Origin of the sequence: Paraburkholderia eburnea (assembly GCF_002917095.1) — a bacterium.
Lineage (GTDB): Bacteria > Pseudomonadota > Gammaproteobacteria > Burkholderiales > Burkholderiaceae > Paraburkholderia > Paraburkholderia eburnea.
On record NZ_PQGA01000006.1, the window covers coordinates 245,269 to 271,546 of the forward strand.

General features: G+C 63.5%; 22 protein-coding genes. 19 read left to right on the top strand and 3 right to left on the bottom strand.

Annotated elements, in window-relative coordinates; all coding sequences use genetic code 11:
• Positions 1 to 244 precede the first annotated feature (244 nt).
• Positions 245 to 1,447 carry a caspase family protein gene (locus B0G62_RS14495; protein ID WP_167401250.1) on the bottom strand — a complete coding sequence of 401 codons (1,203 nt, stop codon included), beginning with the start codon at positions 1,445 to 1,447 and terminating at the stop codon, positions 245 to 247.
• A 249-nt stretch (positions 1,448 to 1,696) separates the two neighbouring features.
• Between B0G62_RS14495 and B0G62_RS14500 the strand changes: the two genes are divergently transcribed.
• From B0G62_RS14500 to dinB, 17 genes are all read left to right on the top strand, one after another.
• A complete protein-coding gene (locus tag B0G62_RS14500) occupies positions 1,697 to 2,341 on the top strand; it encodes an RNA polymerase sigma factor (protein ID WP_103704890.1) in 645 nt (214 codons plus the stop codon).
• Positions 2,338 to 2,991 carry a DUF445 domain-containing protein gene (locus B0G62_RS14505; RefSeq protein WP_103704891.1) on the top strand — a complete coding sequence of 218 codons (654 nt, stop codon included), beginning with the start codon at positions 2,338 to 2,340 and terminating at the stop codon, positions 2,989 to 2,991. Before B0G62_RS14500 ends, B0G62_RS14505 begins: the two co-directional genes overlap by 4 nt.
• Positions 2,992 to 3,512: 521 nt before the next feature.
• Positions 3,513 to 4,664: a hypothetical protein gene (locus tag B0G62_RS14510; RefSeq protein ID WP_103704892.1), complete on the top strand. Its 1,152-nt coding sequence runs from the start codon at positions 3,513 to 3,515 to the stop codon at positions 4,662 to 4,664.
• A complete protein-coding gene (locus tag B0G62_RS14515; protein ID WP_103704893.1) occupies positions 4,664 to 5,767 on the top strand; it encodes a zinc ribbon domain-containing protein in 1,104 nt (367 codons plus the stop codon). Before B0G62_RS14510 ends, B0G62_RS14515 begins: the two co-directional genes overlap by 1 nt.
• A 216-nt stretch (positions 5,768 to 5,983) precedes the next feature.
• The gene (locus tag B0G62_RS14520) at positions 5,984 to 7,525 is read left to right on the top strand and encodes a hypothetical protein (protein ID WP_103704894.1); all 1,542 of its coding nucleotides are present in this window, start codon (positions 5,984 to 5,986) and stop codon (positions 7,523 to 7,525) included.
• An 18-nt stretch (positions 7,526 to 7,543) separates the two neighbouring features.
• Positions 7,544 to 9,316: a zinc ribbon domain-containing protein gene (locus B0G62_RS31915; protein ID WP_103704895.1), complete on the top strand. Its 1,773-nt coding sequence runs from the start codon at positions 7,544 to 7,546 to the stop codon at positions 9,314 to 9,316.
• Positions 9,317 to 9,403: 87 nt separating this feature from the next.
• Positions 9,404 to 10,108 carry a hypothetical protein gene (locus tag B0G62_RS14530; protein WP_103704896.1) on the top strand — a complete coding sequence of 235 codons (705 nt, stop codon included), beginning with the start codon at positions 9,404 to 9,406 and terminating at the stop codon, positions 10,106 to 10,108.
• Positions 10,109 to 10,130: 22 nt separating this feature from the next.
• Entirely contained in the window at positions 10,131 to 10,313 is a 183-nt protein-coding gene (locus tag B0G62_RS14535; RefSeq protein ID WP_103704897.1) for a hypothetical protein, read from the top strand.
• A complete protein-coding gene (locus B0G62_RS14540) occupies positions 10,306 to 10,986 on the top strand; it encodes a hypothetical protein (protein WP_103704898.1) in 681 nt (226 codons plus the stop codon). Before B0G62_RS14535 ends, B0G62_RS14540 begins: the two co-directional genes overlap by 8 nt.
• Positions 10,987 to 11,001: 15 nt before the next feature.
• Positions 11,002 to 11,388 (top strand): hypothetical protein, encoded by a 387-nt coding sequence (locus B0G62_RS14545; RefSeq protein WP_103704899.1) that lies wholly within the window; start codon positions 11,002 to 11,004, stop codon positions 11,386 to 11,388.
• Positions 11,389 to 13,098, top strand: coding sequence for a SulP family inorganic anion transporter (locus tag B0G62_RS14550; protein ID WP_103704900.1), 1,710 nt, complete (start codon positions 11,389 to 11,391; stop codon positions 13,096 to 13,098). It abuts the gene before it with no gap.
• Positions 13,099 to 13,152: 54 nt separating this feature from the next.
• Positions 13,153 to 15,570 carry a tetratricopeptide repeat protein gene (locus tag B0G62_RS14555; RefSeq protein ID WP_103704901.1) on the top strand — a complete coding sequence of 806 codons (2,418 nt, stop codon included), beginning with the start codon at positions 13,153 to 13,155 and terminating at the stop codon, positions 15,568 to 15,570.
• Positions 15,571 to 15,595: 25 nt separating this feature from the next.
• The gene (locus B0G62_RS14560) at positions 15,596 to 16,396 is read left to right on the top strand and encodes a hypothetical protein (RefSeq protein WP_146055285.1); all 801 of its coding nucleotides are present in this window, start codon (positions 15,596 to 15,598) and stop codon (positions 16,394 to 16,396) included.
• 49 nt (positions 16,397 to 16,445) lie between these two features.
• Positions 16,446 to 17,915: a caspase family protein gene (locus B0G62_RS14565; RefSeq protein WP_103704903.1), complete on the top strand. Its 1,470-nt coding sequence runs from the start codon at positions 16,446 to 16,448 to the stop codon at positions 17,913 to 17,915.
• Positions 17,916 to 18,239: 324 nt separating this feature from the next.
• Positions 18,240 to 19,820 carry an isocitrate lyase gene (locus B0G62_RS14570; protein WP_103704904.1) on the top strand — a complete coding sequence of 527 codons (1,581 nt, stop codon included), beginning with the start codon at positions 18,240 to 18,242 and terminating at the stop codon, positions 19,818 to 19,820.
• Between the two features lie 454 nt (positions 19,821 to 20,274).
• Entirely contained in the window at positions 20,275 to 21,264 is a 990-nt protein-coding gene (locus B0G62_RS14575; protein WP_167401252.1) for an FUSC family protein, read from the top strand.
• A gap of 97 nt (positions 21,265 to 21,361) precedes the next feature.
• The gene (dinB, locus tag B0G62_RS14580) at positions 21,362 to 22,525 is read left to right on the top strand and encodes a DNA polymerase IV (protein ID WP_103704906.1); all 1,164 of its coding nucleotides are present in this window, start codon (positions 21,362 to 21,364) and stop codon (positions 22,523 to 22,525) included.
• 18 nt (positions 22,526 to 22,543) lie between these two features.
• Here the strand turns inward: dinB and B0G62_RS14585 are convergent, their stop codons facing one another.
• Together B0G62_RS14585 and B0G62_RS14590 are read right to left on the bottom strand one after the other, a co-directional pair.
• Positions 22,544 to 23,671: an aminotransferase class V-fold PLP-dependent enzyme gene (locus B0G62_RS14585; RefSeq protein ID WP_103704907.1), complete on the bottom strand. Its 1,128-nt coding sequence runs from the start codon at positions 23,669 to 23,671 to the stop codon at positions 22,544 to 22,546.
• Positions 23,672 to 23,828: 157 nt separating this feature from the next.
• Positions 23,829 to 24,251, bottom strand: coding sequence for a hypothetical protein (locus B0G62_RS14590; protein WP_103704908.1), 423 nt, complete (start codon positions 24,249 to 24,251; stop codon positions 23,829 to 23,831).
• Positions 24,252 to 24,472: 221 nt separating this feature from the next.
• Here B0G62_RS14590 and B0G62_RS14595 point away from each other — a divergent pair, with 221 nt between their 5' ends.
• Together B0G62_RS14595 and B0G62_RS14600 are read left to right on the top strand one after the other, a co-directional pair.
• Complete coding sequence (locus tag B0G62_RS14595) at positions 24,473 to 25,225, top strand: pentapeptide repeat-containing protein (RefSeq protein WP_103704909.1); 753 nt, start codon at positions 24,473 to 24,475, stop codon at positions 25,223 to 25,225.
• 131 nt (positions 25,226 to 25,356) lie between these two features.
• A complete protein-coding gene (locus B0G62_RS14600; protein ID WP_103704910.1) occupies positions 25,357 to 25,746 on the top strand; it encodes a DUF4148 domain-containing protein in 390 nt (129 codons plus the stop codon).
• The last annotated feature ends 532 nt before the right edge of the window (positions 25,747 to 26,278 follow it).

Consider the following 26,278-nt stretch of genomic DNA (forward strand, 5'->3'; position numbering starts at 1 on the left):
GCTGCGCGGAGCGGGAACACGCGGCCAGCACGGAACACAGGGCGAGCGCGCCACACAACAGGCGAAGACGGAACGGAATCATGGTCGTTATCCTTATCGAATGAGTTCAAGGAAGGCCACGGCGCACACGCGCGTGGCTCGCACGTGCCGCATACGACACGTCCTTGATTGCTCATTCGCAGGAAGGCAACGATTTGTTCGCCTGTATGTCCATGTGCAGGCGTCCAGCGCAGTTCAGTGCAACTCAGTGCGGCATGAACATCCTGGCCATCGACTTCGCCAGATCGCGCACGGCCTCGGGGTCGCCGCGCTGCGCCTGCAACTGGAACAGATCCAGTTGAGCGCGCTGGTGGCCTGCATCGGCGGCCGAGCGAAGCCAGCGTTCGGCCCTGGCGCGGTCCACGGCTGTCGCGGCGTTGCCGCTCAGATACTGCTCGCCAAGCAGCGTGGCCGCGATCGGATAGCCTTGATTCGCGGCGCGCTGGTAGTACTGCATCGCGCGCGCCGGATTGACCCGCACGTAATGCCCCTCTTCGTAGGCCAGTCCGAGCGTGGTGAGCGCCTGCGCGTCACCGCCCGCCGCGCGCCGTTGCAGCGATGCGAACGCAGACGCGTCGAGCGTCGCCGCGTTGTTCGTCACGTTCTGCTCTTCGTTGTCCCATAGCGAGCGCGACGCGTTGGTGTCCACCGCTGCCGCGCCGCGCGTGCCCCCTGCCTGCGCGAAAAGCTGCGGATTGGGTTGCGGGGCCGCTGCCGGTGTTTCGGAAAGCACGAGTTGCCCCACCAGGCCGCTGACATACCAAGGACGCTGTCCCTCGCCCGTTGCGGCCGCAACGGCCACCTGCGTTTTTTGCAGCACGTCGATCAGCGTGGCGCCGGGCGTCGCGAGGTTCTCGCTCAGGTAATAGCTGAATGGACTGTGGTCGATCGGCTTGCCGATATTGCGCATCGTATCCATGGCCTTGCCGCCCGGGCTGGTTGAGAACGCAACGAGCGTCCCGCGCGGTGCGTTCTCGGCGGCGAGTCCTCTTGTGCCCGTCACGCCTCGCCCCGGCTCGTCGCGACAGGCATCGACCATCACCACCATCGCCTGCGGATGCCCGCGCTCGATCGTTGTCATGACGTATTCAAGCGGAATGGCCGCGCCGCGCAACTGCACCGCCGAAAGCGACGCGAGTTTCGCTGGCAGATCCACCGGCATCAGGAAGTTCTTCTGATCCGTTTCGAAGCCGTGACCCGCGTAGTACACGAGCGCAACACGCGCGCCGCTAGCATCCGCGCTAAAACCGTCGAGGTCCTGCAACATCTGGGCGCGCGAGCGATCGGTCAGCACGCGCACCATAAAACCCAGCCGCTGAAGGCTGCCCGCGATCAACTGGGCATCGGCGGCAGGCGTCTGCAACCTGTCGCCGTTGCGATAGGCGCCATTGCCGATCACAAGTGCCATTCTGGGCGCGAGCGCCGCGTGCGCACCCACCGCCATTGCAGACATAAATGTGCAAATTAAAACGTTTGCGAGCGCGCTTTTCAGCGAATTAGCCACCTTTTTACCCAAAGATGGAGTCGAGGTACTCGAATTGATGCGCATCGTATCGGAAGGTTTCAAATGTTCTGACATTCTGCTACGCTTCGCGTCTTTCAGGCGGCTTTTAATCGTCGCGCTGAACAAACCCACGCAATCTTATTCGCCAATTCGATGGATCGTGCTGTTCGTGAATCGATAGAGCGCCTGCGCCGCCAACCGGCGCGATTCCGGTGCTTTTACGACAAGCTGCGCCGCGACTTTCATCGCCTGGCGCGGCGCAGCTATTCATGGGCATACGACGCGGAGATTGACGAATCGCTTAACGACGCTTTTGTTGCCTTATTCAGTCAGAATAAAGGCGACTTTAGCGCCGCATCCCAGATCCTGCGCGATCCGCTTGCGTTCGAAACCGCACTGGCCGCCTATCTGATCGGCGCAGGCCGCTTTAAACTGCTCTCCCGTCTGCGCGAGCGCGCGAAACAGGAAGATCGGGAAGTGCCCCTCGACGACGAAGGCGAGAGCCGGCTCGACCAGCCCGATACGGTGCGCGAAGCCGCGTGGCCCGACACGGACCCGTTCCCGACGCCAGAGGACAGTCACGAGCAGACGCGGCGCGCCCGCATTCTCGCGCGCTGCATGGAAAAGCTCACCGTGCTGGCGCGGCAGACGTTCGCACTCGCCTTGCGCGGCTATACCGATGTCGAAATTCAGGCCCGCGTGGGTTCGTCCTCGACGGTCGCGGTACGCCGGCGCGTGTCGGAAACCAAGACCCTGCTGATCGATTGCGCGCGCCGGGACGCACAGGAAACCTCATGAGCGAGCCCTCCAGCGAAGCCCCAACCGAACTGGCGCTGGCCTGGCTGCGCGGCGAACTCTCGGCCGCCGAACGTCAGGCTTTCGTCGAGCGGCTTGCCCACGACGCGGCGCTGCGCGACGAACTGGATTGGCTGCAGGCGCTCGCCGATGCGCAGCAACAACATTATGTCGACGAGACATCCGAGCGCGCTTTCGCGGCCTTGCAGGATGCGCTCGGCCCCTTGCCGGCGTCCAAACCGGCATCCACTTCGACCTCGTGGCTGGCGCGCGCCGCGCGATGGCTGCGCGAGCATGCCAACGTGCTGCAACCGGCGCTGATCGCGCTCGTATTGGTGCAAACGGGCGTGATCGGCCTGATCTCGACGCATGACAACCCGCAAGATTCAAGCTCGGCGCCCGCCAGTGCATTCCGTGGCGCCGCGCCCTCCTGCCTGACGGTGTGGGTCGATCTGCGCGACACGGCGCGCATGGCCGACCTGCGCCGCTGGATGACGCTGTATGGAGCGAGCTTCGCGGGCGGCCCGGACGCGTCGGGCCGTGTCAATATCGCGTTCGCCGACATGGCGAGCCTGAAGGCCGCATTGAACGATTCGCTGCTGCAACAGATCGCCACGCGCACGGATGCGCCGCCGGGCTGCGCCGCCCAGTAATGTCGCGGCGCGCATTCGGCAACCCAGACACGCGAGCGCGGCTGCGCGACCGAACAAATTCGCGGGTGCCTGCGAATAGCTTCATGACAGACAACCTTAGGGACCTGAGGGACCGCCATGAAGCTCGCCAGACAGACTCTTTTTCGTTGCGCCTCTACCGCACATTTTAATGGCGTCATAGAATCGGTTTCACATTCGGCATTTAAAAAGACAAAACCCGACCGGACATTGCGCATTGGCTGCGCATATGCAAGCAGCATAAAAAGGGGACCAGAAAAATGGGAAAACGGGGTATTCAATACCATTGCGCGACTCAGGCGGTCAGCGCAATGCCATTTCATTACCATTTATTCCGCGTCTGATCGGAAAATTTTGCCGTTTCACGGGACAATCCTTTAGACGCGCATTAAGTTTTTTGCAATACATCCGTAAACACGCTTTGGCGTTCTCGCTTAAAGCGCGCTATTGCTTTAGCTGACGGGTTATCAAGCCTGCTTTTGAATCTGTTTGCCGGGGAAACAATGTCATCTTCCAAAGACGCGATCCGCGGATCGCTCGTCGTCCTTGAAGCCGTGGATGCCGCACGTAATACGCGCGCTTTTCTGCTCTTTATCGCTTGCGCGATCGCCGCGCTCGTCGTAGCAGGCGTCTTTGTCGGCATCGCCGGTACGCTCGCCAGCAACGGCGCATTCGTGATCGGTGGACTGTTTTCCTTTGTCGGTTCACTGGCAGCCGCGATCCTGGTCGCCACCGGTGTATCGGCCGCTGGCAAGACGCTGATGGACCAGATTCAGGGCCGCCCCGCGCTGGGCGCGCGCGACGCCCTGATCGCCGGCCTGTTTACGCTGCCCAAGCTTGCGGCGATCTTCCTGATCGAAATCGCAATCTTCCTCGCGTTCATGATCGTGCTGGCGATCGTGCTGTTCATCTGCAAGATTCCGTTCCTCGGGCCGCTGCTCTACACGGTCGTCTATCCGATCGCCTCCGTGATCGGCGGCATCCTGTGGTTCAGTTTCATGTTCGTCGTGAATCCGCTCGCGGCGCCGGCCTTCTGGGAAGGCTACGGCGTGCGCGCCGCGCTCGGCACACTCGGCATGAATCGCGGCGCGCTCAATATTGGCCGTCTGCTGCCGCCGATCGTCCAGCAGATGGTCCTGCTCTTCGTCGTGGGTGTCGTGGCCTTCATCGCGTCCACCATCGTGTTTGGCGGCTCGGCATTCGTGGCGGCGCTCGCGAGCGGCATCATCGGCTTTGGCGGCAGTCTCCTGTCGCTCTATTCGGGCCTGGGTTTTGGCGGCTTCGGCGGCATGGGAGGCATGGGCGGCGGCATGAGCGGCTATCTGCTCGCGACGCTCGTCGGCGTGGGCATCCTCGGCGCGCTGGCCTACACGTTCCCGCTGCTCGTCTATCTGGCCGGCATCTGCAACATCTTCCTGAACCTTGCCGGTACGCACAGCGCGCCGCCCGCAATCGGCGATGTGCCCACCTCGCCCACGCCGCGCTCGCCGCTCGCACCCGAGACGGTCAGTCCGCGTGATCCGTCGTATGCACCGGCAGCACAGCCTCATGTTGCCGACGCTGCAGCGCCTGCCTGCAAGGCCTGTGGTGCGAGCGCCCAACCGGAAGACGCGTTCTGCGGCGAATGTGGCGCCGACCTGCCGAGAGGTGTGTGATGGCACGCTTTTGCGTCAAGTGCGGCAGCGGGCTCGATCCCGACGCGCGCTTCTGCGATGAATGCGGCGCGCCGGTGCGTGCGCGCCCGGCCGCTCAGGCTACGACCCTTGCTGCGGCTACAACCAGCGCAACGCCGGTCGACATCAACTGGCGCAAGGTGGGCGTGTGGAGCGGTATCGGCGCGGCGGTCCTGCTGGTCGCGGGCGGCGTCGCGGCGTTTCTCGCCATGCCGCCGTCCACGCCGTCCGCGTCCGAGCTGACCGACCTGTTGAATGCCGACAAAACGAAGGTTGCCAATGCAACGTGTCTGAGCGACTTCGCTTACGGGAAGAACCCCGTGGTGGTGGGAGGCTTCGACACGAATACCCTGCAGTGGCTGCAGGTGCTCTCCAAAGCGGGCATCTACGGGCCGCCGCAGCCGGTCGCCAACCCGTTCCTGTTCGGCGGCGGTCAACAGTTTTCGCATACGCCGCTGGGCGAAAAGAAGATCCATGACGGCAAGCTGTGCTTCGCCGATGGACTCACGGTGTCCACCGTCGAGTTCACGAAGCCGGTGAAGATTGGCGAACGCTGGCACACGCAAGGCAGCTATGGCTATACCTACCGCAACGCGGATGCGTGGATCCAGACGCCCGAAGCGCAGCGCGCCGAACCGGATCGCTTCGCCAATCTGCCCAAAACCACCTTCGTATCGCTCGTGAAGGGCGACCACGGCTGGCAGTTCGATAACGGCATGGCCACGAGCGACGATCCCGGTTTGCTCGACGGCATGCAAGGCCGCGTGAACAGCAGCGCAAGCACGGGTGGCGGCTTCTTCAGCAAGATCGCCAACGCGGTGTCCGGCCTGTTTGCCGCGCGACCCGCGTATATCGGCAAATGGCGGGATGACGACAGCAGCGGCACGGTGGTCGAGTTCACGCGCGAAAACGCCATTTTCGACGGTCATTCAACGCCCGTGACCTATGAAGCCGATCATCAGGATAGCAAACGGATTCATCTGATGCGTGGGGGCATTGCCGTCGCCACGATCCGGCTGATCGACAACGATCACATCGAGTTTTCCCTGGGCTTCGGCGGTGCGCGTCTGCATCGCGTCGAATAACAGACACGCCCCACCAAGCCACTACGACCACAGAGACCTAGCATGCGTTGTCAGAAATGCGGCTTTTCGAATAGCCCGACCGCGAAGTTTTGCAAGCAGTGCGGCATGAGCATGCCACGCGCCGCCGCTACCGCAGCCGCCGCGCCCGCAGAACCGTCAGCATTTACCGCGGCCCCGGCTCCGGTTCCGGCGCCTGAAACCAATCGGGACTTGGCGATGCAAGCGGCCCTGGCGAGCGCACCCGCAGCCAGCGCCGCCGAAGACTCCGCGCAGCAGGCCTGCCCGCAATGTGCGACTGTGCGCGTGGCCGGCAAGCGTTTTTGCCGCCAGTGCCGTTTCGATTTCGCGGCGCTCGACAATGCGTCGCCGTCCATCGAGTCGATTGACGCCGCGCCGCTGCAACAAGCCGCGCCCGAGCCGATTGAAGCAGTGCGCGAAATGGTCAGCCCGGTCGTCACGCAGGCAGCGGAACCCGAACTGGCGACGATCGACACGCCCGTGTCCCCGGCAACGCAGCCGCACACGCCGCTCGATGCCGCGCCTGCCGAACAGGCGTTTGCAGCCACCGCCCCTGCAACGCCGCTCGCGAGCGATGCCGAGGCAGTCGAGCACTGCCCGCAATGCGCGAGCGCACGCACGCCGGGCAAGCGCTTTTGCCGCACCTGCCGCTTCGATTTCACCGTGTCGAAGCAGATCGACGAGATTCCCGCGGAGCCGCCCGTCACGGTTGGCGAACCTATCGAAACGTTGGCCGAAGTCGCGACATCGCCCGTTTCCGAAGCACCCCTGAGTACGCCGACGCAGACCGCCGATGTACGTGCCGATGACGCAACGATTGCCGCGCGCTACACGGCATCCACGACGCCCAGCGCGCCCGCTGACACGGCTGCACCGGCGATGCCGGAACAGCCAGCCGAAGCGCCGCGCGAAAACGGCTTCGGCGCGTCCTCTGCCACAGCACAATCGCCGGACGTACCAGCCCCAAAGACGGCGGATACCGATCGTCAGACCACTGCCGCGACTTCGGCAGCCTCCTCCGCGGAAGAAAGCGACGGGAAGAAGAAGTGGATCATCGGCGGCATTGCGGTGGTCGTGGTTGGCGTTGCGGTCGGCGCAGGCCTCATGCTGCGCTCGCATCACGCACCCGCCACGTCCGCCGACACGGTGGCAAGCGCCCCGGTCGCGGCATCCGCGCCGCCGTTCGTCGACGCTGCGTCGCAAGCGCCTGCTGCCACCCCGGCGTCCGTGCCCGCCCCGTCGCTTGCGGCGGCCTTGAACGAGCCGTCGTCCGGCGCACAAGCGGACGCAGCGAGCGAGACGAGCGCCCCGTCCTCGGGCGCCACGATCGTCGATACGGGATCGCAAACTCAGGCACAACCGCAAACACCCGCACAAACGCAGCCGCAAGCCGAACCGCAGGCGTCCGCACCGCAAGCGCAGACGCAACCGCCAGCACCGGCGCAAAACGCCGTGCCTGAACCCGCCGCGCCCGCGCCTCACGTGCGCGAAAAGCCCAAAAAGAGCGCCGCGCCCGCCGACGCGAACGCCAACAGCAGCGAAAACGCCACGATCCGCGCGGCCATCGCCGGCAACCTCGCGGACGGCAATGGTTGCTTCAGCAACAAGAAGTTCGATTGCGCGATCTCGAACGCCGATGCCGTGCTGCGCCTCGACCCGCACAACGCGCAGGCTCTCTCGCTGCGCAAGCGCGCCCGGGCCGCGCAGCAGAGCGCGCTCAACAGCATGTCGATCGAATGATGTCCGGCGGAGCCATCCATGTCGTTTGAATTCAGTTCCGAAGGCGATCGCCTCAACCTGCCCAATCCGTTCCGCGTCGAGAACTGGTTTCGTTTCGCGGCGGCCGCGCTGCTGTTTCTCGGCGGCATCGCGGCGTTGCTGCTGAGCCGTCACAACCTCGCGGCCCATCATGGCCTCTGGGCGTTTCTGCCACTCGCCATGGGCATCTTCCTGCTCGGCAGCGGCATCAACTACGCCCGTATCGGCATGATGCAGTTGCGCTTTTACTTCGGGCGCGGCCAGCCGCTCGGGCTGAGCGACGAAATCCAGGCCAGCAATCAGGACGGCGTCACGAAAGGCGCAGCGGAACTGCAAAACCGCATGCGCTCCGGCGCGCTGTGGTTCGAGGAACCCAAAGGCGCGCTCAACGGCCTGCTTTATTCGCTGATCCCGGCGCTCATCTACGCGCCGATCCCGATCCGGCGGCTCGCGCAGTTGCAATTCCAGTCGGGCCTCGCGCTCGCGGCGACGTTCCTGAGCTTCATCATCGCCGCAGTGGGGTTCGACAATCCGTCCGATCGCGCCTGGGTCGCGCTGCTGTTCTTCGGCTTCGCGTTTTTCCTGCTGCTCAAGCCGATGGAGCAAGGCAACCAGGCCAGCACGTCGCTCAGCCCGGCCGGACTGATTGGCCTGCTGCTGGTGGCAGTGTTCGCGCCGATCGTGGTGCCGCTCGTCTCCACGCATCTGCCGGACCTGAGCTGGCTGCCGTTGACCACGCAAACCTTCGCCCTGCTCATCTGCGCGGGCGTGGCCGTCGTGCTGTTCTTCGTCGCGCTGGTGCATCAAACCGTCGTCACGCCGCGCACGAGCATGGGCAGCGAGATCGCCACGGTGTCGATGAACGGCCAGCCCAAGCAGTTGCTCGACGAGCTGGAGCGCCATCTGCAACGGCGCTGGGTCGAGCAGATTCCGAACCGCCGTTACGCGCGCCACACGCCGTCCGTGAGCGGCCAGTCCGGTCAGTTCACCGGCCAGTTGTTCGAGGAAACCCAGCCGCTGCCGCGCGAGGACATGCGCCGCGTGGATCTCAAGCGCGCCTTTACGGAGCCGCGCTACCGCTGGCTGGTGAGTCTGAACACGTTCGGCGTCGTGCTGATCGCCATCGCCGTGCTGTGCCTGCTGTGGTTCGCCACCGCGTTCGCGGCTTCGCCCGCCGACGTGCAATCGGCCGCACTCGGCTGGGCCACGTTCGGCAGCGCGATGCTCGCGGTCGGCGCCTTCTGTCTGCGCGCCGGACACATGCTATGGGCGCGCTTCGACTTTCTGTCGAAGCTCGTCTGGGTGCAGTTCGACGGCAATTTCCAGCGCTCGCGCATGAATCTGGGTGCGCAGTTCAGCGACCGCGTGCGCACGGAAAGCGACGTGATCGCGGTGCACGACATGTCGGTGCGCGTATGGGTGGCCGAGATCGACTCGGTGACCTTCGGCCGCGACCATCGCCGCATGATCGTCGGTATGCGCGGCCTGCCCGACGAAGCGCGCGAAATCCGCCAGCTCATCGAACAGTGCGCGCAGCAGCAGACCATCGTCGTCGCGCCGACTTCGCAGCGCGATATCGAAAAAATCGCCGTGGCCAACGCGCTCAATCGCGTGGGCGAAGGGGCGACGGAGCATTTGCTGTCGCCGCAGATGCGCGACATCCTCGGCGGCCAGGCCGCCGCACAGCGCGGCGCCAAAGCGTGCAGCGCATGCGGCGAAGCGCTCGAAGCCGATTCGCGTTTCTGCGACAACTGCGGGACCCAGGTTCAGTAGCCGGCGCCCGGCTGCCGACTCCAACCTTTGCCAACCTTTGCCAATCTTTTCCGACCTTTTCCGATTGACCGAAACTCCGAGGAAGCAATGGAAGTGATCCACGTTTCGAAGCGGCTGATCGCGGGCGTCACGCTCGCCGCCGTGCTGGCCGGATGCGCCGACATGAACGACGCGAAAGCGAAATTCGCCAATATCTCGTGCAACCCGTTGATCGCGGGCGTGGGCGGCGCCGCCATCGGCGCGATCGTCGCGGGCGGCAATCGCGTCGCCGGTGCGGCGATCGGCGCGGGCATCGCGGCGCTGGTCTGCGCGGCGGTGGACTATGAAGCGAAGCAGATCAAGACGGCCCAGCAAGCCCAGGCCGACTACCAGGCCGGGCACGGCGGCCGGCTGCCGGAACAGGCGTCGGTGGTCAAGTACAACACGTCGTTTACGCCCGCGTCCATTTCGGCGGGCGAGAAAGCGACGCTGCATTCGTATATCGAAGTCGTCAAGGGCAAGCGCGACGCCGCCGACCCGACGATCGAGGAGGAAGCGACGATCTACAAGCCTGACGGCTCGATCGCCAAATCGGTCCGCAAGCCGGTGACCCAGACGGCCAGCGCGGGCGCGTTCAGCAGCAGCTTCACGATCCCGATGCCGCAAGGCGTGCCGCAGGGCGCCTATCCGGTCAAATCGACGCTGTACGTCAACGGCGTGCAGGTCGCCGAGCGCAAGGTCGATCTGCAGGTCGTCGCGAGCAATCCCGACACCCACACGTACGCGATGCTCTCGACGCACGCGCTCAACTGATCCACTTAAACAAAGGCCATCCATGTACAAGTTCATCACGATCGAAGGTGCCTGCGGCAAGCCGTACGACACCGCCTCCTGCGAGCGCCACGCCAACCGCATGGCAGCCGAAGGCTACTGGCTCGTGCAGGTCTACCAGTCGTCGACGGCCACCTGCGGCGGCTCGAAAAGCGTCCTCGTGATGGTGTTCCGCCGCAATGAGTGAGGCCCGCAACGGCCTGGGCGAGGGCTTCGTTCCGATGCCTTCGCTGGGCGAAATCAAGCGCCTCGCGCCCGGCTCCGGGATGCTGCGCTGGGCGCATCACCCGCATTGCGAGCGCCACGATCATCATCTGGTGCGGCCGTTCGGGCGGCCCCTGTGCCTCGGCTGCACGTGCGTCGCGCTCGGTGCGCCGCTCGGCATTGGCGCGGCCTGCGCGATCGAGTGGCAAATCGGCTGGCAAAGCTGGTCGATGGCGCAGTGGGTCGTGTTTCACCTGCTGCTGCTCGTGCCGACCGCGCTTCAGCCGCTGCTACAGGCAAAGCGCTTCAAGATGATCGCGCGCACCCTGCTGGGATTCGCGAGCGGCAGCTATCTCGTGAGCGGACTGTTCTGCGTGAGCTACTTCGCGCCGGTCTGGCTTTTCAAGGCGGCCGTGGTGTTCGCGTTCGGCGCCATGCTCAAGCTGCTGCTCGCGTGGCGTAACCGTCGCACGGCCGATCCGTGCAGCAATTGTCCGCTCGGCATGTTCCCCACCTGTGAATGGAATCTGCCCCGGCTTCTCGCCGCCAACGCCCATGACGCGGTGCTCGGCCAGATCCCGATCAGCGCCATTCACGGCTCTACGGTCATCGGGGTTCACGCAGCCGATGCCCCGGCAAACCGCCCTACCCCCTGAACCCGCCAGGCCCCCATGCTGACCCGACTGTCCGATTTCCTGAGCCGACGCAGCGCTTTTGTCCTTGTGTTCGTCCTGCTCGAGGCCGGCATGCTGGCGGGCCTCCTCAAGGGCGTCGGGCAGTTGCACGCCTCGACCACCGGCGTCGCCACGACGCGCGGCGTCGGCGGCGCGAGTACGTGCAGCACGCTCGCCCTGACCTTCCGGCGCACGGCCACGGAACGCGATATCACGCTGCTGCTCACGCAGTACGGCGCGACCATCGTGTACGGGCCGGACGAGAACAGTGCGTACCTCGTGCGCCTGCCGGACACCCTGCCGCTCGCCGAGACCGCCGCCGCGCTGCGCGAGTCGGCCGTGATCGACGATGTGCGTCCCCAGAGCGCGTGCAGGACGAACTGAATGAGCACGCCCTTTGCCCCGCCGCGTAGCGCGCCGTCGCTGGCCGCGCGCATCGTGCCCGAACTGCTTGCGGCGATTTTGCTGACGGTCGCGTCGTGCGCCGAATACATCGGACTCGGCACCCAGGCGACTTCGAGCCTGCCGGGCAGCCAGGCCGTCGCGCTCGGCGCGATGATGGGCGTTCTGACCGCCGTGGTGGGCCTGATCGGCATCGCCCTGAGCGGCTCGATCCAGCCGCTGATTTCGGGGCCGCGCGTCGCGGCCACCGTGCTGTTTTCGAATCTGATCGCAACGCTCGCGGCACAGCCCCGGCTGGCCGCGCACGGCTTGCCCGCGCTGCTCGGCTGCGCCGCGCTCGCCGTGGCCGTCGCGGCCGTCACGCAATTGCTGCTGGCCGCGTTCAAGGCCGGCACGCTTGCGCGCATGGTGCCGGCGCCGGTGTTTTCGGGCCTGCTGTTCGGTGCGGCGGCGCTGGCCATCGAAAGCCAGGTGCAGACGATCACGCACTGCTCGCTCGAATGGCCTCCCGCGCTCGTCGTGATCGCAGCGGGACTCGCGGCGCATTTCGGCTGGGTCTATGGCGTCGGGCTCGCGGCACGGCGCGGTTACAGCCTGCCCAAAGGACTGTCGCTGTTCTGGACGCTGCTCGCCGCCAGCGCCGCTTACTACGTCGTACTGAATTTTTCGCCGCCCGCCGCCGATTGCCGCACACTCGGCATCAGCGGTTTCGATCCGGCCGCGCTGGGTGCCGGCGTCGTAGAACGCTGGACGCATACGTTCTCGCTGCTGGACGGCGCGATTCTGGCGCAGATCGCCGTCTATGGCGCGCTGATCGGCGTGCTCGCCTCGCTCGACACGCTCATTGCGATCTCCAACATCGAGTCGGCGACACACGCGCGCAGCCAGCCCAATCGCGATCTGCTCATGCATGGCGCGCTCAATCTCCTTTGCGCGCTTGCCGGCCTGTTGCCGGTCGTCGGTTCGCTCACCCGCTCGAACATGGCGCTTGCAGCCGGCGCACGCACGCGCTGGACGGCCATCCTGCACGCCCTTCTGACGCTCGCGCTGATCCTCTTCGGCAGTCGGCTGCTCTCCTACGTGCCCAAGCTCGCGGCGGCCAGCGTCATGATCGCCATGGCGCTCGACATGCTCGACGACTGGTCGAAGCTCATCACGCGCCTCACGTTCTCCGCCATGGAGCCGCGCCAGGTCGTCGCGGCGGCAATGTGGCTGTTCGTGACGGTTGCGCTCGTCACCATCGTGACCGGCGAGCCTGGCGACGGTTTTGCCGCAGGCTGCGCGCTGGGACTGCTGCCGCTGCTATGGCCGCCGCGCCGGCTCGATGTGCAGCTCAGCGCCCACGCGTCGCGAATCGACGTCGCGCTGCGCGGGGCATTGCTGGGGCATGCCGTCGACCGCAAGATATGCGAGCCCCTGCTCGCTCACGTGGCGGCGCAGCCCGGTTGCAAAGGTATCGAATTCGACCTGCGGGCGTTGCAGCGCATCGATCTTTCCGCCTGCAAGGCGCTGATGCAATTCGAAGCGTTGTCGCGCGCGCGGGGCGTCGCCGTGCTTTACCGGTTGAAACCGGATTCGCCGGTGAGCGCCGCTTTTGCCGCCATCCGCAGCGGCCAGGCGCCGCCCGCATCGTTCCTCGGCGCGAGCGTGGGCAGCGTGGACGAAACGAACAACGTCGTGCAAACAAGCTGATGTCGGCGCGAGCCACCGGCTAGCGCAGTTGAATCATTAAACGGGATGAAGTAGATGAGCACGTTGGACGGTCAGCAAGAGGCCCCTGCGGGGAACGCCGTGGCAATCGAGCCTGCAGATAGGGAATCCGCATTCCAGCAGGACCCGGACGAAGGCGCCACGCTGCAGGGCAAGATTCGCGCGCTCATCAGTTCGCGCACGCGCTTCACTGCGGCGGACGTCGAGTGCGTCGCGGAAAGCGCCGTCGAGCAGGCGATGAGCATCGAGGTCTGTCACACGCTCGACGCGCGGGTGAAGTCGATCGACATTAACGGGCACTTCATCCCCTCGCGAAGCCCCGTCGATCAACGCAGCGATAACCCGTTCAAAGACGCGGCCGCGCAAATCGCCAGTCGTCTGCATCATGCGAAGGAATCGCTGGGCGCAACCCTCAAGCGCCCGGGCACGGCTTATAACTTCGCATCCGAGGGCAGTCTCTATCTCGGCCATGCCGGCCGGTTCTGGAGTCTGGATACCTGTGGCGGCTGCAGCGGGCGCGGCAAGAACCGTTGCTCGCCATGCTACGGCATGGGAAGTACGACGTGCCATAGCTGCTCCGGTTCGCGCGAGACGACCTGCTCCTCGTTCGGATGTCTTTTTGGCAAGAAGTCCTGCGGCAACTGCCACGGAACCGGGTCCGTGACGCGGGAAGTGGGCTACACCACTTACATCACGGTCACGGGATCGGACGGCCTATCCCGCAACGAAAGCCGCTACCAGACGCGCCACGAAACCCATCCCTGTACGGCATACGGCTGCTCTTACGGCAAAGTCACCTGTGGCCAGTGCAACGGCACGGCGCGCGTGCAGTGCGCGACATGCCGCGCGACGGGCAAGCTGACCTGCGACTACTGCCAAGGCAAGGGTAATGTCACCTGCTCGCCTTGCGCGGGCTCCGGAAAAACGGGTAGCTGCGCCTGGACGGACGTGCATGGCACGCCTGCTTACAGGCTGTCATTCGCCGGCGAGGTCGACCCGCGTGCGGCCGACATCGAAGCGAAGCTGGGCCTGCATGGCGTCGCTTCGCAGACGGCGGGACTAACGTTGACGCGCTTGCGCCTCGATCACGAACGCAATCCGCAAGCCATCACGGCGAATTACGGCGCGTCCATGCGCATTGCGCATCTGGACGCGCTCTGCAATCAGCGCGACTATCACCTGGTTGCCTACGGCCCATCGCTCGAATGGCTCGACCTCGACAATATCGTCGAAACCTTGCTGCGTGCCGATCTGGAGTCGCTGCGCAACGCGCTGGTGATTGCGAGCGGCGAAGGCATTTTTGCTACGTCGGTTCAGACGCTGGCCAACCCTCTGCACCAGGTAACCCTATCCGAAATCAACACCGAGATCGTCGAAGCGACGCTGGCAGGCGAGGCGCTGGATAAATTGCATGTTCTGACGTCCGCCGAATACGTCACGCAGGTGCACGATTCCATGCTGGCCGCGCTTCGGCAGATTTACACGCGGGAAGCGAAAAGGCTGGCATGGCGCATTCCGCTTGTCGTGGCGGCGCTAGGGATAGGTGTCGGCGTTCTGGCAGGCGGCCGCTGGGCGGCCTTGGCCAGTCTTGCTTCGATCCCTGTCGCCGGCCTTGTTTTCAAAAGCCGGGTGCGCTCGGTTTTGGCGAAAGCATTGGGCGGCAAACAACAGGGCGAACGCGCATTGAGCCTGATTGTGAAAGGCCGCAAGCATCGCCTCGCACAAAGTCTGATCGGCGCGCCGCTGGCGGCCACCGCCGCACTCCTGCTGCTGTTGCCCTTGCACGGGTTATGGGGATCGCCTGCTGCGGCCGCCGATTCGATCCAGCCCGCCGTTGTCCCCACGCCGGGAGAAAACGCTCAGGTCATGGCGGCGCAGGCATTGCGCCGGCAAGGCCAGTTCACCCAGGCGCGTGCCCTGCTGCGCCAGCAGGCGCAAGCCGGCAATGCACAGGCATTCGGACCCTACGCGGTCTCGTTGATGTACGACGACGACCATCATTCGCTCACTCACGAAACGCCACAGCTTCGTGCGCAAGCCCTGGAGTGGGCGCAGCGCGGCGTGCAGGCCAATCCCGCCGATGCCGTCTCGCTCGAAGCCGCGGGCGAGCTTCTGGTGTCGGACTGGCGCCATAAGCCTGATGTGCGCAATGGCCTGCCGATGCTGAACCGCGCGGCCAGTCTCGGCAATACCGATGCGATGCATCTGCTGGGGATGCTATACGGCAGCGGACGTTTTGTTGCGCAAGACCTGAGCGAAGCGCGCAAGTGGTTCGCGGCGAGCGCGAATGCGGGACAGGCGGTCGATATGTATAACCTCGGCTTGATGGACTGGTACGGCTACGGAATGCCGCAACCGGATCGCCCGGAAGCCATGCGTTTGTGGAAACAGGCAGCGGCGCAGGGCGAGGCGCGAGCCGTTCGTGCAGTGGCCCAGGGGCATCCGCCCGTTTGAGGAAGCGGTAGAACGCCGCCAGAAAATGACGTCTTTTTACTTCGATATGAATACTCCCCTGCGCACTTGCTGTGCTCTGTTATGTGCGGCTGTGTTTTCGTCCGTGCTCTTGACCGGATGCGCGGTCGATTCGCACGGCGCTTACCGGCTCGATGCCGACGAGCTGACGGCCAGCAAGCTGTACCCGTTCCAGACGGCTTTTGGCAATGCCGTTCTGCGCCGCACGCTGGATGGCCGCTACCAGATCAAGCTTTATGATCGTCAGGCCATTTTTGACGTGGCGCGGACAGACGGCGTCGTGGTCGACAGCGTATTGACCGCCAACAACGAAACCTATGTGACCTTGCGCATCCCACGCCCCGCGTGCCCGTTCGTTTATCGCACGCTGCTTGTCAAGCAGAACGAAGTCGATCATTACGACATCCCGGCCGACTGTTCGACACCGGTGAGTTTTGCGCTGGAAGATGGGCACCTGCTGGCCGTCCAGCAAAAAGCCTTCAATGCTCGCTACTGGAAGATGACCGACACAACGGTTGTCAGCGCGATCGTTCCGTCGCCGCTGCCGCTGGTTGATGTGCATCCGTCGCGCGCCGGTAACGCGGGCCGGTCGGAATCGGCATCGGTAAGCCAGCATCGGACGCCGCTCAGACATAAATCGGCCAATAGCGGCACCGTGAGCGCCAACGCCACGGATGCCGGCACCGATCCGACAGGCGGCGCCCGTCATCTGGCTGGCGCGTCTGTCGTCGGCACGCCGCAGAAAATCTCCACGGCCGACAGCAGCAATCGCACACCGGTCCATATCGATCTCGACGACTCACATTGACTTTGATCGTGCGGACGGTGTTTGCCCGCATCCTCCGTAGGGGCAAGAAATGGGTTTTAGCAGCAGGCTGAACCTGCCATCGGTAACGTTGCTTGCCAGAGGCAACGGTGCCGTGAGAAGGGTTTTGCTGGTGGGCCTGCTCGCCGGCGTTATCAGGCGCGGCATGGCGGCTACGCTGCCCGACGTTGCGCCGGCGCCCGTCGCGACCGCTCCCCGCGTGGCGCTGGTGATCGGCAATGCGCTGTACAACGGGGTCGATCGCCTCGGCTCCCCCGTATCGGATGCCAGTCTCGTCGCGCAGACCCTGCGATCGTCCGGTTTCGATGTGGATCTGGAAACCGATCAAACGCGCGCCCAGATGCTCGACGCATTCGATCGCTTCGGCGCGGGTGCGAAGAACGCCTCCGTCGCCTTGATTTACTATGCAGGCCACGGTTTCGAGAGTAGTGGCGAGAACTACCTGATCCCCGTCGATCTGCCCGTGCCGATCGGCAACGTGACAAAAAGCGATCTGGCGCGCTACGGCGTGCCGCTGCGCTACGTCCGCGCCACAGTGAACCGCAGTGCTCCGCGCGCGCTGATCATGTTTCTCGACACGTGCCGCACCGCCACGGTGCGCGGTCCCACGAGGCAATCGTTGAAGCCCGTCGATGCAGGCCGCGGCGAGCTGATTGCCTTTGCGACGCAGCCGGGCGGGTCGGCGCTCGACACATTCTGGCTCGGCGGCACGCATTACGAACACAGTCCCTTCAGCTATTACCTGAGCCAGCAAATGCGCGCGGGCGGCGAACTCATCACCGTTCTGCGTCATACGCAAATCATGGTCTCGGCGGTCACGTCTGACGCCCAGCGCCCGTGGTTCAACGACGGTCTGGTCGGCGAGATTCGACTGGCTGAAGCAGCGCCACAGATTGCCGATAGCGCCCAGCATCCAGTCGCGCTTTCAGGCGTCGTGGCTCGCGGCGCGCAACCCTCGGAACCGGACACCGGCGAGACCGACTGGAGCGTCAGCAAGCGCCCACCGATCGGCGATCGGGCGGCCGAGGGCGCGCGCTGGGATGCCGAACTTGACCGGATGCTGAAGCTGCTGCCTCAAATCTGGGCCGACCCCAAGTTCGCCAACAAGGTTCATGACGACGCCGAAGGCGGCGATCTATTCTCGCAAACGGCGTTAGCCATGGCGCTACGCCTTCGCATACCGAACATGTCAGACGCGCTCTGGTACAGGTCGCACGCCCTCGCCATCCAGTACGCGGTGTATGCGGCAGGACGGCACTATCCGCTTGCGGAAGCGCTATACGGCAATTTCATGCTGGACGAAAGCAACTCGCCTGAACGGCTGTATACGGCCACCCTCTTCCTGAAACGCGCAGTGGACGATGGTTTTGCGGGGGCACTGGACAGGCTGATTCCGCTGCTCGCGCAAATCGACGATCCGGACGCCCTCGCTCGCTATGAGGCGCTATTTCAGCAAGTCCATGGGCGCAAGTTCGAACTGACGGACACGGGACGGCGATGAAACGCGGAGCCAGCGACAGATCGTGACGGTGATGCGATCGGGCCAGCTCATCCTCGCGTGCCGCTCCAAAAGCTGAAAGCGCTTTTCACATCGCGAAATTCTCGCTGAATTTTCGCCGCGGCGCCTTTTCGCCGCTTGAAAACATGTTTTGCATCGCAAAAAACGCCACCTATCTCATTGAAAAATAACAATAAATATTGTCTTATGTCTTATATAAGACTTAGCTGAACAGCGCTACTATTTAGTCATGCAGTTCGCTTCGACAGAACGCAGCGAAACATCCAACTTAGCTAGTCAAACGCGCTTTCCTCTCAGGAGATACTCATGGCCCAATATCAAGACGACATCAAGGCAGTTGCCGGTTTGAAGGAAAAACAAGGCAGCGCCTGGAATGCCATCAACCCCGAATCGGCCGCCCGCATGCGCGCCCAGAACAAGTTCAAAACGGGCCTGGATATCGCGAAGTACACCGCGAAGATCATGCGCGCCGACATGGCCGCCTACGATGCCGACCCGTCGAAGTACACCCAGTCGCTGGGCTGCTGGCACGGCTTCATCGGTCAGCAGAAGATGATTTCCATCAAGAAACACTTCAACAGCACCGAACGCCGCTACCTCTATCTGTCGGGCTGGATGGTCGCCGCGCTGCGCTCGGAGTTCGGTCCGCTGCCGGACCAGTCGATGCACGAAAAAACCTCCGTCAGCGCGCTGATCCGCGAGCTGTACACGTTCCTGCGTCAGGCCGACGCCCGTGAGCTGGGCGGCCTGTTCCGCCAGCTGGACGCAGCGGTCGGGCCGGCCAAGGCCGCCATCCAGGAAAAAATCGACAACCACGTCACGCATGTGGTGCCGATCATCGCCGACATCGACGCGGGTTTCGGCAACGCGGAAGCCACCTACCTGCTGGCCAAGCAGTTCATCGAAGCGGGCGCATGTTGCATTCAGATCGAAAACCAGGTGTCCGACGAGAAGCAGTGCGGCCACCAGGACGGCAAGGTCACCGTGCCGCACGAGGACTTCCTCGCCAAGATCCGCGCGATCCGTTACGCCTTCCTCGAACTGGGCGTGGACGACGGCATCATCGTGGCCCGTACCGACTCGCTGGGCGCCGGCCTGACCAAGCAGATCGCCGTGACCAGCACGCCGGGCGACCTGGGCGACCAATACAACTCGTTCCTCGATTGCGAGGAACTGTCGGCTGACGCACTGGGCAACGGCGACGTCGTCATCAAGCGCGACGGCAAGCTGCTGCGTCCCAAGCGCCTGCCGAGCAACCTGTTCCAGTTCCGCGCCGGCACGGGCGAAGCGCGCTGCGTGCTCGATTGTGTCACCGCGCTGCAAAACGGCGCCGACCTGCTGTGGATCGAAACCGAAAAGCCGCATATCGGCCAGATCGGCGGCATGGTCAGCGAGATCCGCAAGGTCATCCCGAACGCCAAGCTGGTGTACAACAACAGCCCGTCGTTCAACTGGACGCTGAACTTCCGCCAGCAGGCGTATGACGCGATGAAGGCCGCAGGCAAGGATGTGTCGTCCTACGATCGCGCCCAATTGATGAGCGCCGAATACGACCAGACCGAACTGGCGATCGCCGCCGACGAGAAGATCCGCACCTTCCAGGCCGATGCGGCCCGCGAAGCCGGCATCTTCCACCACCTGATTACGCTGCCGACGTATCACACCGCCGCGCTGTCGACCGACAATCTGGCCCGCGAATACTTCGGCGATCAGGGCATGCTCGGTTATGTGGCGGGCGTGCAGCGCAAGGAGATTCGTCAGGGCATCGCCTGCGTCAAGCACCAGAACATGTCCGGCTCGGACATCGGCGACGACCACAAGGAATATTTCAGCGGCGAAGCGGCGCTGAAAGCGGCAGGTAAAGACAACACCATGAACCAGTTCTGATTGCCGCACGACTCTTCGCAAACGCCAACCCATACGGGTTGGCGTTTTTTTTATCCAGCGAGTGCAATCCAGCTTTAATCGAATTTCGACCGTTTTTTGGCCGGTTATGATTCGTCGATTCGCTGCATAGTCGGCTCTGTATCGCTACCCATCGATCGAGCCGCCGCAGCGGGCCACGGTCCGTTCTGCCGGCTATCGCGGGAGATCCCTGCGAGAGACGCATTCCGGACGCTCTCTCAACGCCGGCATTCCTGCTGGCAGACCGGCCTGCAGTCACAAGCTGCATCACCGGCGACCCCGGAGATCATTGAACATGATTGCCGCGTATGGCCGCGTCCGTGAACGGATGCGCGCAAGCGATCCCGAATTCACGCGACTTCATGGCGCGACACGCTCGACACTCGCCTGCGTATTGACGGCGGCCCTTTGCATTTCGTGGCTGGTGGAGCGCCACATGCCCATCACACTCGCGGCGCTGGCCACGCTGTTTGCCATGATCGCGCCGCTTTTCCTGAGAGATCGAAACCGCGCGGATTGGCTCGTCTCGCTGGGCCTGCTCTACTTTTGCACCTGCGCGAGTTTTACCCTCCCGGCGCTCGCCGCCTCGCATCCCTTCGTGCGCGGCGCGCTGTTATTGTCGATCGTGTTCATGGGCATGCTGTGCCATGCGCTTGGACCTCGCGCAGCCGGCTGCGCCCTGCTCGCGCTCGTCGCGTTCTATCTGGGGCTTTACCTCCATCCTTCCCCCCACATGCTCCACGCGATGCTGGCCCTCTCCACGCTCGCGCCGCTCGTGGTGGCGTGGGTCGCTCGCGTGCTGCCGCCGCCAGGAGGCGCGGCTCAAGCGCGGCTCGCGCCCGCTCTGGCCTCTCGCCGCCGCTCGCGCCTGGCGCATGCGCTCAACCGCTGCAAGACGCGGCTGCAACGCGACCTGGATACGCTCGCGCGCCATCGCCATCATCTTGCGTGGCGCCCCGCCGTGCTGGCTACCATAGCCGCGCTGCTCGCCTTGCTGGCCGGCGATGAAATGTCCAGCGAGCGCTCGATGTGGGCGGTCATCAGCACATTCGTCGTCTTCCTCGGCACGCATTCGCGCGAGGGTACGGTGGCGCGCGTCGGCAAGCGGCTTGTGGGCACACTGGCGGGCGCTGCCGCGAGCGTGCTGCTGGTCGCCCTGTTCAAAGGCGAACCCTGGGTGCTCGTGGGGCTGATGGCCTTGTGTGTTTTCGGCTGGGCCTACTTCATCCTGCACGCTTATACGCGCGGCGTATTCTTCATTACGCTGCTGGTTGGGCTGGTGTACGGGGAACTCGGATTCGCCATCGTGGCGCTCGCCGTGCTTCGTGTCGAAGAGGTCGTACTCGGTTGCCTGATTGCCTTTGCGCTATCCGTGTCGCTCATGCCATCCAGCGCCGCTCGCCGGGAGGAGGCCTTGCTCACCTGACGCTCTTCTTGCGCGATTCCGCCAATATCTCTAAAATACTGTACGCATATACAGTATATAGAATCGCTATGGCCCTCCCTCGCGCGGGAAAGTCGACGTGAGCAACCCACCGCCGGTACGTCGCATCGCGCACGTCGACATGGATGCCTTCTACGCTTCCGTGGAACTGCTCCGCTATCCCGAGTTGCGCGGCAAGCCCGTTGTCATTGGCGGCGGGCGCGATGCCACGCCGGAGCTTCAGCCCGACGGCACGCGCCGCTTCGCCAGGCTTCGCGACTACGCCGGGCGAGGCGTCGTCACGACATCGACATACGAGGCGCGGGCGTTCGGCGTGTTCTCCGCGATGGGCATGATGAAAGCCGCGCAACTCGCGCCGGATGCCATTCTTCTACCGACCGATTTCGACTCGTATCGGCGCTACTCGCGTCTGTTCAAGGATGCCGTGCGAACCTTCACGGACCAGATCGAGGACCGGGGGATCGACGAGATTTACGTCGACCTCACGCTCGTGGAAGGTGAATCGCAAGCGCTGGGCGCTCGCATCAAGCATGCGGTTCGCGAAGCCACCGGCCTGACCTGCTCCATTGCGATCGCACCGAATAAACTGCTCGCCAAGATCGGCTCGGAACTGGACAAACCCGACGGGCTCACGATTCTCTCGATGGCGGATCTCGAATCACGCATCTGGCCGCTTGCCGCAAAAAAAGTCAATGGCATCGGGCCGCGTGCCAGCGACCGGCTCGCCAGCATCGGCATCGGCACGATCGGCGAACTGGCCGCAGCGGATCTCGGGTTATTGCAGGAGCACTTCGGCGGCACTTACGCCGCGTGGCTGGCGCGAATCGCGCAAGGACTCGATGAGCGTGCCGTGGTCGTGTCCTCGGAGCCCAAGTCCATGAGTCGCGAAACCACCTTCGAGCGCGATATGCACGTGACCCGGGACCGCGCCACCCTCACGCCGGCGCTGACACGTCTTTGCGAGCGGGTCGCCGACGATCTTCAGCGCAAAGGGTATCGCGGCCGCACGGTAGGCCTGAAGATCAAATTCGCCGACTTCAAGATCGTCACCCGCGACCTCTCGCTACCCGAGCCGGTCGCGGACACCGTGTCGATCCGGCGAGCGGTTGGCGAGTGCCTCAAGCGGGTCGCGCTGGATCGACGAATCCGCCTTATCGGCGTACGCATCGGCTCGCTTGAAGCCGCCACCGGTGAAGCACCGGCAGCGGTGCCGAGGCAGTCCGAATTGCCGTTCGACGGCTAAGGCGCCTCGCGAAGCGTTTTAGCTAAAACTGTCCAGCGCTTTGGCGAACCTGGCGAGCGTACCTTCGACGTCATGCAGCTTGTCCAGGCCGAAGAGGCCGATGCGAAAGGTCTTGAAGTCCGCCGGTTCATCGCATTGCAAGGGCACGCCGGCCGCGATCTGCAAACCCGCATCGGCGAACTTCTTGCCGGATCGAATGCCGTCGTCGTCGGTGTAACTGACCACGACGCCCGGCGCCAGAAAACCTTCGGCCGCCACGCTCCTGAAGCCCTTTTTGGCCAATAGCGAGCGAATGCGCTTGCCGAGTTCGAGCTGCTCCGCTTTCACCTTGTCGAAACCGTAGGCTTCGGTTTCCTTCATCACGTCGCGCAGCGTCGCGAGGCTATCGGTGGGCATCGTCGCGTGATACGCGAAGCCGCCGTTCTCGTAGGCCTCCATGATCTGCAGCCATTTGCGCAGATCGCAGGCGAAGCTGGTGCTGGTAGTGGCATCGATTCGTTCGCGGGCAAGCGGGCTGAACATGACGAGCCCGCAGCACGGCGACGCGCTCCACCCTTTTTGCGGCGCGCTGATCAGGATATCGACGCCCGTCGCTTCCATATCGACCCAGATCGTGCCGGAGGCGATGCAATCGAGCACGAACATGCCGCCGACGGCATGCACGGCGTCAGCCACCGCGCGCAAATAAGCATCGGGCAGCAACATGCCGGATGCGGTTTCGACATGCGGCGCAAACACCAGGTCCGGCTTGTTTTCCTTGATCGCCGCGACCACTTCTTCGATTGGCGGCGGCGCGTACGCGGCCTGCCGGCCCGCTTCGACCGGTCGCGCCTTCAGCACGATCGATTCGGACGGGATGCTGCCCATGTCGAAAATCTGCGTCCAGCGGAAGCTGAACCAGCCGTTGCGAATGACGAGACATTTCTTGTTCGTCGCGAACTGCCGTGCAACGGCCTCCATGCCGAAAGTCCCGCTGCCCGGCACGATAGCGACCGCTTTCGCGTTGTAGACTTTTTTCAGGGAATCGGACAGATCGCGCATGACGCACTGAAAGAGCTGCGACATGTGATTGATCGAGCGGTCGGTGTAAACCACTGAGTATTCGAGGAGTCCCTCGCGATCGACATTGGGGAGTAAACCTGGCACGCTCGCCTCCGATAGGGGATGAACAGTGTGAGCCGCAGCGTCAACACTGCAGATATGCTTTTTTTGCGCCGACGAAAACCGATTCTAGCGAAAGCCGGCGATCAATGGCGATGGTGCGACGCAACAGATTAAAGCGCTGGATATCGGGGCGTTTGCTTCACTTGCGCGCAGGCGGCTGCGGGTTATTGGCGGGATTCGTATCGAAGCGGCTCACGCTTTCGATGCCTGTCTTGCCAATGAGCGCCGAAAGCTGGACATGCAGCCATTCGGCGCTTTCCCTGTCGTAGACTTCCTCGCCGTTCACGTACACGGTAAACGATTTCAGATACTTCGCCTTTTTCTCGGGGTTTTCGATCGTGTCCTTCGTCCACTGGTACAGCGGATATGGGTCCTCACCCACGCGCTGCGCCTCTTCGACATAATCGGCGAATGCGTCGTACTGGCACTTCAGCGAGGCATCGCGCTCACGCAAGACAGCATCCAGCCATTCGAGCGGCTCATGCCGGACGTGCGAGCGCAAGGCGTCAGCCAGTTCGGGCGTGACCGTGATCCGAATCTGGAATTGCCATGTTTCTGCCATCTCACTCTCCTGACGTAATCCGCAGAATAGCCTCTCTTGTGCGCAAACGCGCGAGGGCGATAAAATCCTGTCCGCCGAAAATAGAGTGGCAGGTTGGTATCTCCTGCGCCCAATCATTGGGTTCTTACTACGCCGCGGCGTCAACCTTACTTTGACCAAGTTGAGGGGACGCGCTGTGGACCAGACGCTGCGCGCCCCTCCCTGATGAGGAGTCTGCACAGATGCGCAGCAATATCCAGGGAATCCAGGGAATCCAGGCAATCCAGGCAATCCAGGAAACGGCGGCCGCGGAGGGAGGGCTGTTCAGCGAATTGACCTTCGACCGCGAAGGTCTCGCCCGCCTGCTTCGAGAATGTGGTGACGCACCGACGTTCGAACACTGCGATTTCAGCGGTGAAGATCTATCCAGGCTAGACTTCCGTGGCGCCCGATTCACACGGTGCAGCTTCGAGCAAACCGTCCTTGAACACTGCGAACTCGTGAGAAGCCGCTGGCTGGCGTGCAAAGGCGCGGGCGCCAGGTTTCGATACGCCAATGCGAGTGACGCCCGCTTCTGCCAAAGCGATCTGAACAATACCGACTGGACCGGCTCGAAACTCGCATCGGCGACCTTTACCGGCGTGAAGCTCACGGGCGCCCGCTTCGTCGACGCCCGTACGCTGGGGCTTAACTTTCACGATTCCCTGCTCGTCGGGGCCGATCTGCGCGGACTGTCCTTTCGCAAACAGACGCTCGAAGGATTGAATTTCTCCGATGCCGATCTGTCCGGCTGCGACTTTCGCGATGCGGTATTCGAAGGCGGCAGCCTGAGAAACGCATTGCTGCGCAATAGCCGCTTTGACGGCGCGGATCTACGCTCTGTAGACCTAAGCGGTTTGCGCCTGGCCGACGTGCTGCAGCACCTCAAAGGCACGATACTCTCTGTCGATCAGGCCGTGATGCTGGTCGGCGACTGCGGCGTGCGCGTGATGTGATCGACGGCGGCGACGCCAACCTGTCGAAGCGCGCCGACGTCTACGTGGGACTTTTTCATCGTTCGCAGCATACGTGGCACAGCACATGCGCTAGTGAGCGTGTCCTTCGCCACTTCCATGGGAGAACGTTGATGAAGACGATCAAGCACATTGCCGCCGTCGCGGCACTTTTTGCCGTTCCGCTCGCTGCTCTCGCCCAGGCCCAGACGCCTATCGTGGAGCCCGGTCTCGCTGGCAACGATGCGCTGACGCGCTCGCAGGTCAAGCAGGATCAGGCGCGTCTGGAGCACTCGGGATACGACACTTCGACAGGCGATCAGGCCTCGTATCCGCGCCAGGTCCAGGCCGCCGAAGCACGTGTGGGCAACGAACAGGTGCGTGAAGCCACGAGCGGCGAATACACACCGCAGGCAAGCAGCGGTTATGGCGGCGCCATGCCGGGTTCCGATGCTTCGGGCGGCCCGGCACAACCCGCGCATACCGGCGCACCCGGCATGAAGCCGACCTACTTCGGCAATTGATGCAGCACGATGCGTCATCAATCGCAAACGTAGCAATAAGCGTCAATACGTAAAATGCGGCATCGTTTAACCCGGTGCCGCGTTTTTACACATCAATGTGAAAGTCACCAATGAACACCAGGGCCGGGAAAGAGACAGGCCCTCAATCTGCCAACGCCGCCAGCCGTGAATCGCGCCCCACACTTCAGGGACACGAGGTCCGGCGAAAACCACACGAGGGTGCCGGCCAGAAATGAAAGTTCTGTGAAAGCTTCAATGCAGGCGCAACCATCGCGGTTGACGATTGCCCGCGCACAACCTGTTGCGTCAGCAACGGAATACGCAGCTCATTGGCATTCAATTGCGCGCCACACGAGTGCATGAGCGCACCATATCGATGAATCCGCACACCAGCGCGGTGAATTGAAACCATTTCGCTCAAGCACACAGGCGGTGTTGCCGTTACGCAGTGGTAAGCCGCGTTTTAAAACATGGCGCTGATATTGACCACGCCGGTTTAAAGTTCAGAATGCGGTGTAAACCTTGGTGTCAT

Coding starts and splice junctions, on each gene's coding strand:
- B0G62_RS14495 (WP_167401250.1), bottom strand. CDS start 1,447: ATGGCACTTGTGATCGGCAATGGCGCCTATCGCAACGGCGACAGGTTG.
- B0G62_RS14500 (WP_103704890.1), top strand. CDS start 1,697: ATGGATCGTGCTGTTCGTGAATCGATAGAGCGCCTGCGCCGCCAACCG.
- B0G62_RS14505 (WP_103704891.1), top strand. CDS start 2,338: ATGAGCGAGCCCTCCAGCGAAGCCCCAACCGAACTGGCGCTGGCCTGG.
- B0G62_RS14510 (WP_103704892.1), top strand. CDS start 3,513: ATGTCATCTTCCAAAGACGCGATCCGCGGATCGCTCGTCGTCCTTGAA.
- B0G62_RS14515 (WP_103704893.1), top strand. CDS start 4,664: ATGGCACGCTTTTGCGTCAAGTGCGGCAGCGGGCTCGATCCCGACGCG.
- B0G62_RS14520 (WP_103704894.1), top strand. CDS start 5,984: ATGCAAGCGGCCCTGGCGAGCGCACCCGCAGCCAGCGCCGCCGAAGAC.
- B0G62_RS31915 (WP_103704895.1), top strand. CDS start 7,544: ATGTCGTTTGAATTCAGTTCCGAAGGCGATCGCCTCAACCTGCCCAAT.
- B0G62_RS14530 (WP_103704896.1), top strand. CDS start 9,404: ATGGAAGTGATCCACGTTTCGAAGCGGCTGATCGCGGGCGTCACGCTC.
- B0G62_RS14535 (WP_103704897.1), top strand. CDS start 10,131: ATGTACAAGTTCATCACGATCGAAGGTGCCTGCGGCAAGCCGTACGAC.
- B0G62_RS14540 (WP_103704898.1), top strand. CDS start 10,306: ATGAGTGAGGCCCGCAACGGCCTGGGCGAGGGCTTCGTTCCGATGCCT.
- B0G62_RS14545 (WP_103704899.1), top strand. CDS start 11,002: ATGCTGACCCGACTGTCCGATTTCCTGAGCCGACGCAGCGCTTTTGTC.
- B0G62_RS14550 (WP_103704900.1), top strand. CDS start 11,389: ATGAGCACGCCCTTTGCCCCGCCGCGTAGCGCGCCGTCGCTGGCCGCG.
- B0G62_RS14555 (WP_103704901.1), top strand. CDS start 13,153: ATGAGCACGTTGGACGGTCAGCAAGAGGCCCCTGCGGGGAACGCCGTG.
- B0G62_RS14560 (WP_146055285.1), top strand. CDS start 15,596: ATGACGTCTTTTTACTTCGATATGAATACTCCCCTGCGCACTTGCTGT.
- B0G62_RS14565 (WP_103704903.1), top strand. CDS start 16,446: ATGGGTTTTAGCAGCAGGCTGAACCTGCCATCGGTAACGTTGCTTGCC.
- B0G62_RS14570 (WP_103704904.1), top strand. CDS start 18,240: ATGGCCCAATATCAAGACGACATCAAGGCAGTTGCCGGTTTGAAGGAA.
- B0G62_RS14575 (WP_167401252.1), top strand. CDS start 20,275: ATGCCCATCACACTCGCGGCGCTGGCCACGCTGTTTGCCATGATCGCG.
- B0G62_RS14590 (WP_103704908.1), bottom strand. CDS start 24,251: ATGGCAGAAACATGGCAATTCCAGATTCGGATCACGGTCACGCCCGAA.
- B0G62_RS14595 (WP_103704909.1), top strand. CDS start 24,473: ATGCGCAGCAATATCCAGGGAATCCAGGGAATCCAGGCAATCCAGGCA.
- B0G62_RS14600 (WP_103704910.1), top strand. CDS start 25,357: ATGAAGACGATCAAGCACATTGCCGCCGTCGCGGCACTTTTTGCCGTT.